Origin of the sequence: Glycomyces sambucus, assembly GCF_900102815.1 — a bacterium.
In the GTDB taxonomy this organism is placed as follows: domain Bacteria; phylum Actinomycetota; class Actinomycetes; order Mycobacteriales; family Micromonosporaceae; genus Glycomyces; species Glycomyces sambucus.
The window spans coordinates 242425-256681 of record NZ_FNGF01000004.1; the positions used below are offsets into that span (position 1 = coordinate 242425).

Consider the following 14257-nt stretch of genomic DNA (forward strand, 5'->3'; position numbering starts at 1 on the left):
GCGGCGGGGGCGGGTCACAGCCAGGTCCGGGGGCGCACGCGGTTGGCCTCCCCGACGATCGACCAGCGCACCCGCGGCGAGGGGGTCCTCGCGGCGATGCGGCGCAGGACCGCCTCGCGGGCGGTGCCGACCGCCTCGGCGGTGAACGGGACCCCGTACAGGACCGTGTCGGGTTCGGGGCCGGTGCGGTCGAGCACGTCGGCGGCCGTGCTCCAGAGTTCGGCTTCGAGCAGGTCGGCCTCGGCCCTGTCCAGTGTGGTCAGTCCTTCAAGGAGCGCGGCGGCGCGCTTGAGGCCGGCGAGGGTCGGCACGGGCTCGCGGACGAGCCGCGCCAGCAGCGCCTGGCGGGCGGCGGCGTGGCTCGACGAGGACGCCGGGACCGCCTCCAGGGCCGCGAAGTCGCCCGCGCCGCGGGCGAGACCGAATGCGGCGCTGGTGAAACCGCGGTCGGTGCGCCACACGCGGGCGTGGTGCGCGGTGCCGCCGCCGAGGGCTTCGGCGCTGATCGCCAGCGCCTGCAACGGGGCCAGCTCGCCGGGGAGGTGGGCGCGGACGCGGGAGAACCAGTAGGCCGCGTCCGGTCGGCGGTCGGTGTCGCCCAGGGCGGCCACCCCGCGGTACCAGTCCAGGCGCCAGTCCGCGCCGAGTTCGGCGGCGGCCTCGACCAGGAGCGGGTCGGTGCGCTCGGAGCGGGTCTCGGCGGCGAGGCGGAGCTGCGCCAGGCGGGCCTCGGGCGTGCGCGGCAGGGCCTCCACCAGGGGGAGCGCGGTCTCGGGCGGCTCGGCGGCGAGGCCGGCCAGGGCGACCGCCGCGGGATCGGCGGGGTCGGTGAGCGGGGCGGGCAGCAGGCGGCGGGCGTGGAGGGGGTCGGCGGGGGCGAGGACCTGCGAGGGGGCGGGGCTGACGGCGCTGGCGTAGGCGCCGCGCTCGGGTCCGAAGTGGGCGGACACGGCGGGGTAGGGGGTGTCGTCGAGTCCGGCGCGGATCTGGCGCAGGACGCCGGTGAGCTGGTCGGCCATGTCGGCGGCGGAGGCGAAGCGGGAGCGCGGGTCGGGGTGGCAGGCGCGTTCGAGGAGGAGGTACAGGGATTCGTCGAAGCCTTCGGGGCGCGGCGGGAGCGGCACGGCGACGGGGACGCCCGAGGCGCCGCGGGCGGCGGGGACGTGGGCGAGGGTGAGGACGGCGAGGGTGCGGCCGACGGTGAAGAGGTCGGAGGCGACGTCGGGGAAGCGGTCGCCGGTGATCTCGGGGGCCTGGTAGCCGATGGTGCCCCAGACGTCGCCGCCCGTGTCGCCGATGCGGCGCATGGCGCCGAGGTCGATGAGGCGGATGCGGTCGCCGACCTGGATCAGGTTGGCGGGCTTGAGGTCGCAGTAGACCATGCCGGAGGCGTGGAGGTGGCCGAAGGCGGCGAGGGCTTCGAGGATGCAGGGGATCGCCCACTCGGGGGGCATCGGGCCGCGGCGCTCGGCGAGGCGGGTGCGGAGCTGGTCGCCGAGGGAGACGCCGCCGATGTACTCCATGACGAGGTAGCCGGAGAGGGTGCCGTCGCGGGGGTCGCGGTGCTGCACGAAGTTGTGGATCTTGACGATGCCGGGGTGGTCGACGGCGATGAGGAAGCGGCGCTCGGCCTCGGCAGCGGCGAGGGCCGCGGCGTCGGTGGTGTTGAGCAGTCCCTTGAGGACGACCCACTTGCCGTCGAGGTTCCGGTCGGCGGCGAGGTAGATCCAGCCGAGGCCGCCGTGGGCGATGCAGCCGCGGATCTCGTACTGGCCGGCGACGAGGTCGCCGGGCTTGAGGGCGGGCGTGAAGTCGAAGGCGGCGCCGCACTCGGGGCAGAACCCGGCGGCGCGGTCGACGTGGCCGAGTCGGTGGCCGTTGGCGCAGCGGCGGTCCCCGGCGGGGACGGCCGGGTCGGTCATGAGCGCGGAGGTGGGGTCGGTGACGGGGACCGAGGGCAGGTCGGCGAGCCCGGTGCCGAGGCGGCCGGCGGAGCGGCGGGAGGAGGTGGAGGGAGCGGAGGGGGTCGAAGGGGTGCTGTTGAAAGAAGGGGCGGCGGCGGGCGCGGGGGCGGCGGGGCGGCCGCAGTCATCGCAGTAGCCGTCCGGGTCGAAGGCCCCGCCGCAGTGGGAGCAGGTGGTGGGCGGGGCGGAGGCGTTGGCGGGCTGCGCGGCGAGGCCGGCGCCCGGATTGGCGGCGTGCGACGGCTGCGCGGCGGGCCCGGCGCCGGGAGCGTATGCGGGCTGCGGTGCGGCGCCGGGCGCGGGCGGGCCGGCGCCGGGTCCGTACTGCGGCGGACCCGCGGGCGGGGTCGGCCCGCCCGAGAACATCGGACCGGTGGCGAAGGGCGCGGACGGCAGGGCCTGGAGGCCGCAGTCGTCGCAGTAGCCGTCGGCGTCGATGGCGCCGCCGCAGCGGGTGCAGGGGTCGGTCATGGGCGGTCTCCGTTCACGGACGCGGCGAGGGCGTCGACGGCCTTGCGGGCCTCGGGAAGTGAACAGGGGGCGGTCCACAGGACGGTTCGGGCGCGTTCCCAGGCGGTGCGGAACCGCGGGTCGGAGGCGAGTCCGAGGCGGTCGGCGCGGGCGCGGTAGGCCTCGGCCTCGCTGCGGAGGCGGTTGCGGTGGTGCAGGGGCTCGTTGCAGGCGGCGAGGGCGTCGGCGACGCGGCGCTCGGCGGCGTCGATGTTGCGGGACAGGCGCTTGCGGACGCGGGTGGTCTCGGTCCAGCCGGGCTCGCCCAGGGCGGGGATGTCGGCGAGGCGCCCGCGAAGGGACCCGGCGGCGGTCCTCGGGCGGGGGACGCGGGGGTCGCTGATGCGGGCGCGGGTCTCGGCCCAGCGGGCGAGGGCCTGCGACTCTTGGGCTTCGAGGGCGTCGAGCCGGGAGACGAGGGGGTCGGTCCCGTCGAGCGCCGCCTGGGCGAAGGCGGCCTCGATCTCGTCGAGGAGGTCGGAGACGGTCCGGAAGCGGTCGGCCAGCACGGCGAGCACGCCGTCGTGGCGGAGCCGGGTCCCGGTCGGCTCGCCGCCCCCGGGACGCCCCACGCCGAACCCGGGAGGCGCGCCGAGCTCCGGTCGGAGGGCGAATCCGAAGGCGCCCAGGTGAACATCGGCCGAGTCCGCCCCCGACCAATTCGCGCCAGGCCCACCGCTAGCCGAATCGCCTCCCGCACGAGACCCACCGACACCGCTCGCCGAGTCCACCCCGAGATGCGGCACACCGCCAGCGGCCGGGTTCGAGCCGCGGCCGCCCGCGCCCCCAGCCGATCCGGCGGCGTCAGCCGAGCCGGCCGCCGAGTCCGCTCCGGGGCGCGGCGCGCCACCGGCACTCGGGTTCGAACCGGGGCCACCCGCACTTCCGGACGAATCGGGCGGGTCAGGCGGGCCGGCCGAATGCGCCGAAGCCGCCGAGCCGGTCGGGTCGGCCGAGCCCTCCCGACCGCCCGCCTCGTGTGGCGCCGGCCGAGGGGCGTCACCCCTCCCTCGCAACTCCGGCTCCGGGTCCGGGTCTATGAAGTGGCCGTTGAGCATCGCTTCCGCCACATCCGCGGCCCGGCCGAGGCGGCCCTTCCCGTCGCGGAGGGCGGCGATCTCTCGCAGGCGGGCGTCCCAGGAGCGGAACAGGGCCCAGAGGCGGTCCCACTCCCCCAGCGCCCTCGCGCAGCGGCCGCCCGCGGCGGCGTCCGCCTCCAGCCGCAGCCACCCGAAGGAGGTGCGGGCCTCGCAGTCGAGGAGGAGGGCGGCGACCTGGTCGCGGTCGGCGAGGCGGTCGTCGAGGGCCTGCTCGACCGCGTCGCGGTCTGTGGGTGCCATGTCGACCTCCTTCCGCTGCAACCGGTTCCTGTGTCCTATGCGACAGCGTAGTGCGGGAGGGCCCGGCAGGGGTACCGTCGAATCCGCCCCGATTCGCCTACTACCAGGGCAAACTGGTCATCCGGCGAGGTCGGCGGTGACCGGCTGTGAAGAAATCATGAGCCGGTCATGCGCCGCAGGCTCGCCCGCGACTGCGCGTGCCGCCCCCAAGCCCGGTAGACCTCGGCGAGATGCGCATGGACCTCGCGGGCGCCAGCCGGATCGCCGCCCCGATCGAAGCGGGCGAGCGCCGGGACGAGGGCCTGTTCGGCGGCGGCGAAGTCCCGCATCCGGTAGTGGAGCCAGCCGAGGGTCATGCTCATGACCCCCGCGTCCGCTTCGCGGCCAGCGCTTTCCGCGGCGTCCAGAGCGGAGGCCAGCAGCGGCAGCGCTTCGCGCTCCCGGCCGAGCCGGGCCAGCGCGGTCGCGAGGTTCGCGCGGGCGCTGCCGTACCGGTCGCCGTGCTCGGTGCGCTCCATCGCCTCGAGCGCGGCCCTGCCGTACTCCTCGGCCTTGGCCAGCGCCCCGCGCGCGTACGCGGCGACCGCCACGAGGTTCCGGTGGCGGGCGAGGTGCAGCGGGTCCACACCGCTGAGGATAGAAGCGTCCCCACCCGAGTCCGGTCCGGCGGCCGTGCCGCCGGCCGCCGCTCCGGGTCCGCCTGAGCCACTGCCGACTCCGCCGAGCCCTGGTCCGCCGCCGGCCACCGTATTCGGTCCGGCCGAGTCCCTGACGGAACCCGGCCCGCTCCCGGTCGCCGTCTCCGTGCGACCGGCCGCCATCGCGCCGGCCGGCCCGGCGGCACCGGGCGCTCCGGCCTGCCCGTCAGGGCCGATCGCAGCCAGTGCGGCCTCGCCCAGCCGCTCCAGCTCCTCGGGCCGGTGGCCTCGTTTCGCGAAGCCGCACAGCACATCCGCGAGCGCGGCGCCCTCCGGGAAGGCCGCCCAGGCGCGATACGCGGCCGTCAGGAAGCCGTACTCCGCCAGCGGCGCCGGGGCGCGCAGGTCGCGGAACGCCGCCACCGCCCGCTCGCGCAGCGCCCGCTCCTCGTCCGGCGTGGCGGGCTCCTTCGCCCGCGCGTACTCCCCTACCAGCCGGTGCAGCCGGTACCGGCCGTCCGCCCCCGCGCGCAGCAGGTGCGCCGCGACCAGTGCCGCCAAGACCGCCTCGCCGTCGGCGCCCGAGGCCGAGGCCAGCCGCAGCGCCGTGCGCTCGCCGATGTCCGGGCCCGGCAGCAGCGCCAGGTCGCGGAGGCACCGGCGCTCCTCCGCTTCGAGTCCCGCGTACGAGAGGTCGAAGACGCGGGCGATCTCCCCGCGCTCGCCCGCCTGCCACAGGCGGCCGTCGCCGAGGCGCTTCGCCAAGCCCGCCAACCCGAGTGCGGGCCGGTCGTCCAGCAGCCCGGCGGCGATCCGCAGCGCCAGCGGCAGGCCGCCGCAGTGGGCCGCGACGGCAGCGGCGTCGGCCTCCCGCGCGGCGGTGTCGCCCGTCAGGCCCCGCAGCAGCGCGATGGCATCGGGTTCGGGGAGTTCGGCGATCTCGACCGTGACGGCGTCGCTCACGTGCCGCAGCCGGTCGAACCGCGCCCGCCCGGTGACCACCAGCGCCGAGCCGCCCGCGCCGGGCAGCAGGGGGCGCACCTGGTCGGCGTCCCGGGCGTTGTCGAGGAAGACCAGGAAGCGGCGGCCGGCCAGGAGCGCGCGGTAGTTCGCGGCGGCCTGGCCGGGGTCGTCGGGGAGGTCGGCCTGGCGGGTGCCGAGGGCGCGCAGGAAGCCGTGCAGCACCGCGAGGGGGTCGGCGGCCCCGGCGGCGTCGCCGCCGCGCAGGTCGGCGTGGAGCTGGCCGTCGGGGAAGTCGGCGGTGCGGCGCCGGGCCCACTCCAGGCCGAGGGAGGTCTTGCCCGCGCCGCCGATGCCGGTGATGGCGACGACCAAGGGGCTCTTGGCGTCGCGTCCGGTCCACCGCGCGTCGATGCGTCCGAGTTCGACGGCGCGGCCCACGAAGCCGGGGACGGGCGCCGGCAGCTGGCGCGGGACCGGCGCCGGGCGCCGCACCGAGGGCTCGCCGGTGCGGGTGTGCGGGTCGAGGTTGCCTTGGAGCACGTCGAGGTGCGTGCGCCGCACCTGCGGGCCGGGGTCGGCGCCGAGCGTGTCGGCGAGGGCCCGGCGCAGGTGCTCGAACGCCTCCAGCGCCTCGGCCGTGCGGCCGGTGGCGTGGAGGCCGATCATGAGCTGGCAGACCAGGCGCTCGCGGAACGGGTGGTCGGCGAGCAGGGCCCGCGCCTCGATGGCGGCCTGGTCGAAGCGGCGGAGGTAGAGGAGGAGGTCGAGGCGTTCCTCCACGACCTCCATCCGGGACTCCTCCAGGACGGCCGCGCCGTGCTCGATGAGGCGCCCGGCGATCCCCGCGAAGGCGGGCCCGCGCCACAGCTTCAGCGCCCGGTCGTAGACCGCGAGGGCCTCGACGGGGTCGCCGTCCTCCATGAGCGAGTGGGCGAAGGCGCGGGCGGACTCGAAGCGGTCGACGTCGATCCCGCCGGGGCCGACCTGGAGCCGGTAGGCGGCGCCGATGGTCTCCAGGGCGCACCCGGGGTCGTCGGCGATGAGGCTGCGGATCTCGGCGACCCGGTTCTGGATCTGCCGCAGGGCCGTGCGGGGCGGCTCGTCCCAGGCGGCCTCGATGAGGCGGCCGGTGCCGACGGGACGGTTGCGTTCGAGCAGGAGCACGGCGAGGATGGCGGCGGTCTTGCCGAGGAGCGGGCGCGGCTCCGGCGCTCCGTCGACGGCGATCTGGAGCGGGCCGAGGACCATGAACCGCATGGGACTCCGGTGGTTGCTGGGGAGGGGGACCCGGAGGGACCAGGGTACCGGACTCCCGTCGCCGTCGGCAGCGGCCCGCTCACCCGATCAGGCGGCGGCCTTCACTCTGGAGCCGAGGCGGATGGCCGAGACCAGGAAGAAGATCCCGCCGACCGTGGCGTATCCGGCGAGGGCGCTCAGGGACGCGTTGTCGCCGGAGGACATGAGGATGAATCCGGTGCCCGCGAACGTGGAGAGCCCGCCAGAGAGGATCATCGCCCACTGCCCGCCGAGGCGGTAGCGGCGGATCGCGACGACGAGCTGGACGACGCCGGCGGCGATCGCCCACGCACCCCAGGTCACGAGCGCGGCCGGGATGCCGGAGGCGACGGCGAAGGCGAGGCCCGCGGCGGTGGCGAGGCTCAGGGTGAGGTTGACGCCGAGCAGGGCGCGCGGGGCCTCGGGGTCGGAGGTGCGGAAGTCGACCACGGCGGCGGCCGCGTCGAACAGCGGGTAGAGCACGAGCAGGGCGATGCTGACCGGCCCCAGCGAGGAGGCGGTCAGGGCGAGCGCGGCGGCCCAGACGAGGGCGAAGCCGAAGCGGACGAAGTAGAGCCGGCGGAGGGCGGCGGGTGCGGCGGCGGTGGTCACGGTGGCCTTCTTTCGTGGTGGCGTGCGGTGCGCGGTGGGCGTGGGCCGTGGATGCGGCCCGGCCGTGCGAGGTAGAATGACTAGTAACTCTACCTAAGGCGAGCATAGACCACCACCGGACGATCCGCAAGCGCGGTGCGGGAGGGACGTAGCATGGCCACCGTGAACAATCCGATGCGCGAACGCCTGCTCGAAGCCGCGGCCGAATTGTTCTACGCCCGCGGCCTGCGGGCAGTGAGCGTCGACAAGGTCATCGAGAAGGCCCGGACCACGAAGGTCACCTTCTACCGGCACTTCAAGAGCAAGGACGACCTCATCGTCGCCTACCTCGAAGTGCGCGCGACGCTCGAACGCGACGGGGTCGACGCCGCCATCGCCCACGGGGGCGGCGACGTGGCCGCCACACTCGGCCTCATCGCCGAGGCCGTCGGCGGGCTCGCCTGCACCCCCGGCTTCCGCGGCTGCCCGTTCATCAACGCCGCCGCCGAGTACCCCGACGCCGACAGCGCGGTCCGCCGGACCGTGGACGCGCACCGGCACTGGTACCGGACCGCGTTCGAACGGCTCCTCGCCCCGCTCGGCCTCGCCGACCCCGCGAGCGCCGGCGACGACCTCATGCTCATCCGCGACGGCGCCATGGTCGGCGGCTACCTGGACGAACCCGCCGCCATCGCCGCCTCGTTCCTCCGCAGCGCCAAGGCCGTCGTCGGCCTCTAGGACCGGCCCGCGCACCCTCTCGAAAAAAATCTCCCCGCCGACCCATCCAAACCCCTGACCGCTCCGAATGCGTGCTCAAGAATCGGCGAGGAGAGGGCGTGAGCCATGGACGGGACCGCATCGGCACCGCGGGCGAGGGGAGGCCGGCCGGCATGGGAGACGACGTGATCCTCCTGGACGAGACCGGGAGCGCGATCGGGACCGCACCGAAGGCCGAGGTGCACACCGGCGAGACGCCGCTGCACCTCGCGTTCTCGTGCCACGTGTCCGGAACGGACGGACGGCTCCTGGTCACCCGCCGCTCGCTCGCCAAGCGGGCGTGGCCGGGCGTGTGGACCAACGCGTTCTGCGGCCACCCCGCCCCCGGCGAGGACTTCGCGCAGGCCATCGAGCGGCACGCCGCGCGCGAACTGGGCTTCCGGGTGGCGGCCGTCGCACCCGCGATCCCCGATTTCCGGTACCGGGCCGTGGACGCCGCCGGGATCGTGGAGAACGAGGTCTGCCCCGTCTACACCGCGACCGCGGACGGCGAGGTGCGCCCGAACCCCGACGAGGTCATGGACACCGCGTGGGTCGAGCCGCAGGACCTGGCCGCCGCCATCGCCGCGGCGCCGTGGGCGTTCAGCCCGTGGCTGGTCCTCCAGGCCCCGCGCCTGGACCTGCTGCGACCGGGCGGTGATCCCTGATGGGCCTGCCGCACAACGACTCCGACACCGGCACCGACACCGACAGGGACGCCCGGGTCGGCGCGCACGCCGGCTCCGAGCCCGGTCCGGGCGCCGGGGCCGCCGCCGGCGCGCGCGCCCGCGCCGTCTTCGACGCCGACCGCGGCGTGGACGACATGGTCGACCGCGCGCTCCGCCGCCTCGCCGACAAGGGGCGCGACCGCGGGCCCCGGGCCGCCGTCATCGCCGACGCGGCGCGCGACGCCGCGACCGGCGGGAAGCGGTTCCGCCCGCGCCTGGTCGCCAGCTCGCACCTCGCCTTCGGGGGCGGGGCGCCGAACGACGCGGTGGCCGACGTGGCCGCCGGGTTCGAACTGCTGCACACCGCGTTCGTGATCCACGACGACGTCATCGACGGCGACGTGGAGCGGCGCGGCAAGCCCAACGTCTCCGGGGTGTTCCGCGCCGGGGCCCGCGCCGCCGGGGCCTCCTACGGGCGGGCCGCGCGGTTCGGCGACGCCGCCTCGATCCTCACCGGCGACGTGCTCCTCTACGAGGCCACCCGCCTCATCGCGGGCGCCCGCCTCCCCGCCGACCCGCACCGCAGGCTCCTCGACCTGCTCGACGACGTCATCCTCGTCTCGGCCGCAGGCGAACTCGCCGACGTCGAGTACGCGACCCTCCCGACCCCGCCCAGCCCCGAGGCGGTGCTCGCCACCGCCCGCGACAAGACCGCCGTCTACTCCATCAGCGCGCCGCTCCAGGCCGGGGCGCTCATCGCGGGCGCCCCCGACGACGCCGTGGCGGCGCTCGGCGCGGCCGGGCGCTCGCTCGGGCTGGCGTTCCAGCTCGCCGACGACCTCATCGGCGCGTTCGGCACCGCCGGGCAGGCGGGCCGCTCCCCCGGCGCCGACCTGCGCGAAGGCAAGCACACCGCGCTCATCGCCCTCGCCCGCCGCAGCGACGAATGGTCCGAAGTGGAACCCGTGCTCGCCATGGCGCGCAGCGGGACCGAAGGCGTGCACGCCGCCCAGGCGGCCCTGGACGCCTGCGGGGCCCGCAAGCGCGTCAGCGCCCTGATCGACGAGACCCTGGCCGCCGCGCGCGACCGGTGGTCCCGCGCCCCCATCCCCGAAGCCGCCCGGCGCATGCTCGGGGACCTCACCGACGTCATCGAGGAGCGCGTCCCGTGAACGACGACCAAGGGCTCGCCCTGTACCACCGCACCGCCCGGCGCGCCGCCGCCGAGGTCATCGCCGGGTACTCCACCTCCTTCGGGCTCGCGTGCCGCATCCTCGGGCCGCGGGTGCGCGACCACGTGAGGGACGTGTACGCGCTCGTGCGCGTGGCCGACGAGATCGTGGACGGCCCCGCCGCGGAGGCCGGGCTCGACGCGGCCGCCACCCGCTACGCCCTCGACGACCTGGAGCGGCACACGCTGCTCGCGATCGACGAGGGCTTCAGCGCCAACCTCGTGGTGCACGCCTTCGCGCTCACCGCGCGCGAGTGCGGCATCGGGGCCGACCTGGTGCGGCCGTTCTTCGCGTCGATGCGGTCCGATCTGGACGTCACCGACCACGACGAGCGCTCGCGCACGCAGTACGTGTACGGCTCGGCGGAGGTGGTGGGCCTCATGTGCCTCCAGGTGTTCGTCAACGCCGAGCGGCCGGGCACCGACCCGGCCGACCCGCTCATCCGCGAGGGCGCGCGGCGCCTCGGTTCGGCGTTCCAGGAGATCAACTTCCTGCGCGACGCCGACCACGACCGCACCAGCCTCGGGCGCGACTACCTCGGCGTGGGCGACTCCGCCGAGGCGAAGGCGAGCGTGCTCGACCGGATCGACCGCGACCTGCTCGCGGCCAAGGCGTGCATCCCGTTGCTGCCCAAGGACTGCCGCCGGGCCGTCGCCACCGCGCACGGCCTGTTCGCGGCGCTCTCGCGGCGCCTGCGCGAGGAGGACACCGGCAGCCGCGTGCGGATCTCCAACTGGCGCAAGGCGGTCATCGCCGCGCGGGCCTCGCTCGTGCCGGTCCAGCGGGGCGGTGCGGCGTGAAGGCGATCGTCGTCGGCGGCGGGATCTCGGGGCTCGCGACCGCCGGGCTGCTCGCCAGGGAAGGGTACGACGTCACGGTCCTGGAGGCGCGGAGCGCCACCGGGGGCCGGGCCGGGTCGTGGGAGCACGGTGGCTTCCGGTTCGACACCGGGCCGAGCTGGTACCTGATGCCCGAAGTGTTCGAGCACTGGTTCCGGCTCATGGACACCACGGCCACGAGGGAACTCGAACTCGTGCGGCTCGCCCCCGCGTTCCGGGCGCACTTCCAGCCGCCCGGGGCCGCGCCGATCGACGTGGTCACCGGCCGCGAGACGGCCACGGCGCTGTTCGAGCGGATCGAGACCGGCGCGGGCCCGCGCCTGGGGTCCTATCTGGACTCCGCACGGGAGGCGTACGACCTGGCCGTGGGGCGGTTCCTGTACGACACGTACGAGTCGAGCGCAGGGCTCCGCGACCCCGCGCTGCTGCGGCGCCTGCCGCAGCTCCTGCCGCTGCTGACGCGATCGCTCGCGGCGCATGTGGAGCGGCGCTTCAGCGACCGGCGGCTGCGGCAGATCCTCGGCTACCCGGCGGTGTTCCTCGGCAGCTCGCCCTACCGGGCGCCGAGCCTGTACCACCTCATGAGCCACCTCGACCTCGCCGACGGCGTGCTCTACCCGATGGGCGGCTTCACCAGCGTCATCGCCGCCGTCGAACGGCTCGCCGCCGCGGCGGGCGCCAAGATCGAGACCGGCGCGGCCGTCGCGCGCATCCTCACCGGCGGCGGGCGGGCCCGCGGCGTGCGGCTCGCGGACGGCACCGAACGGGACGCCGACCTCGTCGTCTCCACCGCCGACCTGCACCACACCGAGACCGCGCTGCTGGGCGAGGGCGAGCGGACCTACCCCGAGTCGTGGTGGCGGCGTCGCACGCCCAGCCCCGGGGCGCTGCTGCTCATGCTCGGCGTCGAAGGGGAGCTGCCGCAGCTCGCGCACCACAACCTGCTGTTCGCCCGCGACTGGAAGGCGAACTTCGACGCGATCTTCGGGCGGCGCCCGAAGATCCCGAACCCCGCCTCGATCTACGTGTGCCGGCCCTCCGCCACCGACCCGACCGCCGCGCCGCCGGGCCACGAGAACCTGTTCGTCCTCGTGCCGGTCCCCGCCGACCCCGGCATCGGCCGGGGCGGGGACCTGCCCGTGGAGGCCGCCGCCGACCGGGTCGTCGCGCAGATCGCACGCTGGTGCGAGGTGCCCGACCTGGCCGAGCGGATCACCGTACGCCGCACCGTGGCCCCCGGCGACTTCGCCGCCGACCTCAACGCGTGGCGCGGCAACGCGCTCGGCCTGGAGCACACGCTGCGCCAGAGCGCGTTCTTCCGGCCCGGGAACGCCTCCCGGAAAGTGAAGGGGCTCATGTACGCCGGGGCCTCGACACTGCCGGGCATCGGACTGCCGATGTGCCTCATCTCGGCCGAACTCGTGCTCAAGCGCCTGCGCGGCGACCGCTCCCCCGGCCCGCTCCCCGAACCCGGAGCGGACTGACGTGCCCGGCCTCTACCTCCTCGCGATCCTCCTCAGCGCGGCCGGCGTGGCGGCCCTCGATCGGCGGTTCCGCCTGGCGGCCTTCCGGAACCCGCGCCGCACCTGGATCGCCGTGGCGGTCGGGACCGCGTTCTTCCTGGTGTGGGACGCGGTCGGGATCGCCACCGGCGTGTTCGTCAAGGGCGGCTCCGACCTGCTGCTGGGCCTCGACCTGGCCCCGCACCTGCCGGTCGAGGAACCGGTGTTCCTGGCGTTCCTGTGCTACCTCGCGGTGGTCTCGTGGGAAGCGGCGATGTCCTTCACGGAGTCGCGATGACGTACGCGCTCATCTGCCTCCCGTTCCTGGCCGCCACCGCGGTGGTGACCGCCCTGAGCGCCCGCAGGCCGCACTTCAAGCGGCGCATGGCGGCCTCTGCCGCCGCCGCCGTGGTCCTCCTCGCGCTCACCGCGGTGTTCGACAACGCCATGATCGCCGCGGGCCTGTTCACCTACCCCGAAGCGCACCTCATCGGAGTCAAGGTCGGCCGCGCGCCGATCGAGGACTTCGCCTACCCGCTGTGCGCCGCGTTCGCGGTGCCGGCCGTCCTCGTCCTCCTACCCGAACGGCGCCGCGCATGACCGTCCTGACCGCCCGCACCACCGCGACGCAGCTCCTCGTCTCCTCGCGGCCGGTGAGCTGGATCAACACCGCCTACCCGTTCGCGGCCGCGTGGCTCATGACGGCCGGGACGGTGGACCTCGCCTTCATCGTGGGCACCCTGTTCTTCCTGGTGCCGTACAACCTCGCGATGTACGGCGTCAACGACGTCTTCGACTACGAGTCGGACCTGCGCAGCCCGCGCAAGGGCGGCGCGCACGGGGCCGTGCTCGACCGCGGGCTCCACCGCGCGACCCTCGTGGCCGCGGCGGCGGTGTGCGTGCCGTTCCTGGGCTACCTGTTCGCGATCGGCTCGCTCGCGGCGAACACGGTCCTCGCGGCCTCGATGCTGTTCGTGGTCTTCTACTCCGCGCCCCCGCTGCGGCTCAAGGAGATCCCGCTCGCCGACTCGCTCACCTCCAGCATCCACTTCTGGTCCCCCGCGGCCTACGCGATCGTGCTGGCCGACGCGCCGTGGACCGCCTCGGTGACGGCCGTGTTCGTCGCGTTCGGGCTCTGGGGGATCGCCTCGCACGCGTTCGGGGCCGTGCAGGACGTGGCCTCGGACCGGGAGGCCGGGATCGCCTCGATCGCGACCTGGTGGGGCGCGGCGGCCACCGTCCGGTTCGCGATCGCCTGCTACGCCGCGGCCGGGGTCGCGGTGCTGTTCACCGCCTGGCCGGGACCGCTGGCCGCGCCGCTGGTGCTCATGTACATCGCCTCGGCCTGGCCGTACCGGTCGGTGCCCGACGCGCGGGCCGGGGAGTCGACCGCGGGATGGCGGCGGTTCCTGTGGCTCAACCAGGTCGCCGGGTTCGCGGTCACCCTGATCCTCATCGTCGCGGCCCGGGGATGATGGGCGCATGGACCTCACGACGCTGACCATGTGGGCCGCGGCGGCGCTCGGCGCCGGATTCGCGCTGCTGGGCGTCACGGGCGTGCTCGCGCCGGAGTTCGCCGCCCGCGCCTACGGCGTCCCCGCCGACACGCCCGGGACCCGCTCGTGGGCCGCGGCGGCGGCCTGGCGGGACGTGGCCGCGGGGGCGGCGGTGCTCGTCGTGGCGTCCACGTCGACTCCGGCGGTGACGGGCGTGGTGCTGTTCGCGCTGGCGCTCATCCCGTTCGGGGACATGGTGACCGTGGCCCGGCACGGCGTGCGCGACGGCAGCGCGTACCTCCCGCACCTGGCCGGGTTCGCGGCCACCGCCGCCGTCGGAGCGGTCCTGGTGGCGCTTTGACCGGCGCCGCCGCACCGGGCGGGGCGGGCGGTTCTATAGGCTGGTGGCTTCCCCGTCTGAGATGGAGCCACCAGTGGACGCACGCACCGAGACCGCGCACCGCGCGCCGGACCGGGGTGAGC

13 protein-coding genes are annotated in these 14257 nt (G+C 75.6%); 9 read left to right on the forward strand and 4 right to left on the reverse strand.

The window, feature by feature from the left end; translation table 11 throughout:
* Positions 1-14 precede the first annotated feature (14 nt).
* The 4 genes from BLS99_RS13615 to BLS99_RS13635 form a co-directional block, all read right to left on the reverse strand.
* A complete protein-coding gene (locus tag BLS99_RS13615; RefSeq protein WP_091050364.1) occupies positions 15-2435 on the reverse strand; it encodes a serine/threonine-protein kinase in 2421 nt (806 codons plus the stop codon).
* Positions 2432-3046: a hypothetical protein gene (locus BLS99_RS13620; RefSeq protein ID WP_091050367.1), complete on the reverse strand. Its 615-nt coding sequence runs from the start codon at positions 3044-3046 to the stop codon at positions 2432-2434. The genes BLS99_RS13615 and BLS99_RS13620 overlap by 4 nt, the downstream gene beginning before the upstream one ends.
* 923 nt (positions 3047-3969) lie before the next feature.
* Positions 3970-6672, reverse strand: a complete 2703-nt coding sequence (locus BLS99_RS13630) for an AfsR/SARP family transcriptional regulator (protein WP_091050374.1) — start codon at positions 6670-6672, stop codon at positions 3970-3972.
* 87 nt (positions 6673-6759) lie between these two features.
* On the reverse strand, positions 6760-7302 hold the full coding sequence (locus tag BLS99_RS13635; protein WP_091050378.1) for a hypothetical protein: 543 nt from the start codon (positions 7300-7302) through the stop codon (positions 6760-6762).
* Positions 7303-7455: 153 nt separating this feature from the next.
* On the opposite strand from BLS99_RS13635, the gene BLS99_RS13640 reads away from it, so the two are divergent.
* The 9 genes from BLS99_RS13640 to BLS99_RS13680 all read left to right on the forward strand — a co-directional run bounded on the left by BLS99_RS13640 (position 7456) and on the right by BLS99_RS13680 (position 14135).
* Entirely contained in the window at positions 7456-8019 is a 564-nt protein-coding gene (locus tag BLS99_RS13640; RefSeq protein WP_091050381.1) for a TetR/AcrR family transcriptional regulator, read from the forward strand.
* Between the two features lie 152 nt (positions 8020-8171).
* Positions 8172-8705 carry an isopentenyl-diphosphate Delta-isomerase gene (idi, locus tag BLS99_RS13645; protein WP_091051424.1) on the forward strand — a complete coding sequence of 178 codons (534 nt, stop codon included), beginning with the start codon at positions 8172-8174 and terminating at the stop codon, positions 8703-8705.
* On the forward strand, positions 8705-9877 hold the full coding sequence (locus tag BLS99_RS13650) for a polyprenyl synthetase family protein (protein WP_218126486.1): 1173 nt from the start codon (positions 8705-8707) through the stop codon (positions 9875-9877). Before idi ends, BLS99_RS13650 begins: the two co-directional genes overlap by 1 nt.
* On the forward strand, positions 9874-10737 hold the full coding sequence (locus BLS99_RS13655) for a phytoene/squalene synthase family protein (protein WP_091050385.1): 864 nt from the start codon (positions 9874-9876) through the stop codon (positions 10735-10737). Before BLS99_RS13650 ends, BLS99_RS13655 begins: the two co-directional genes overlap by 4 nt.
* Entirely contained in the window at positions 10734-12260 is a 1527-nt protein-coding gene (crtI, locus tag BLS99_RS13660; RefSeq protein ID WP_091050388.1) for a phytoene desaturase family protein, read from the forward strand. The genes BLS99_RS13655 and crtI overlap by 4 nt, the downstream gene beginning before the upstream one ends.
* 1 nt (position 12261) lies before the next feature.
* Positions 12262-12576, forward strand: a complete 315-nt coding sequence (locus tag BLS99_RS13665) for a lycopene cyclase domain-containing protein (RefSeq protein WP_091050392.1) — start codon at positions 12262-12264, stop codon at positions 12574-12576.
* The gene (locus BLS99_RS13670; RefSeq protein WP_091050395.1) at positions 12573-12878 is read left to right on the forward strand and encodes a lycopene cyclase domain-containing protein; all 306 of its coding nucleotides are present in this window, start codon (positions 12573-12575) and stop codon (positions 12876-12878) included. Before BLS99_RS13665 ends, BLS99_RS13670 begins: the two co-directional genes overlap by 4 nt.
* Positions 12875-13753 carry a prenyltransferase gene (locus tag BLS99_RS13675; protein ID WP_176953354.1) on the forward strand — a complete coding sequence of 293 codons (879 nt, stop codon included), beginning with the start codon at positions 12875-12877 and terminating at the stop codon, positions 13751-13753. Before BLS99_RS13670 ends, BLS99_RS13675 begins: the two co-directional genes overlap by 4 nt.
* A gap of 7 nt (positions 13754-13760) precedes the next feature.
* Positions 13761-14135: a DUF4267 domain-containing protein gene (locus tag BLS99_RS13680; RefSeq protein ID WP_091050399.1), complete on the forward strand. Its 375-nt coding sequence runs from the start codon at positions 13761-13763 to the stop codon at positions 14133-14135.
* Positions 14136-14257 lie beyond the last annotated feature (122 nt).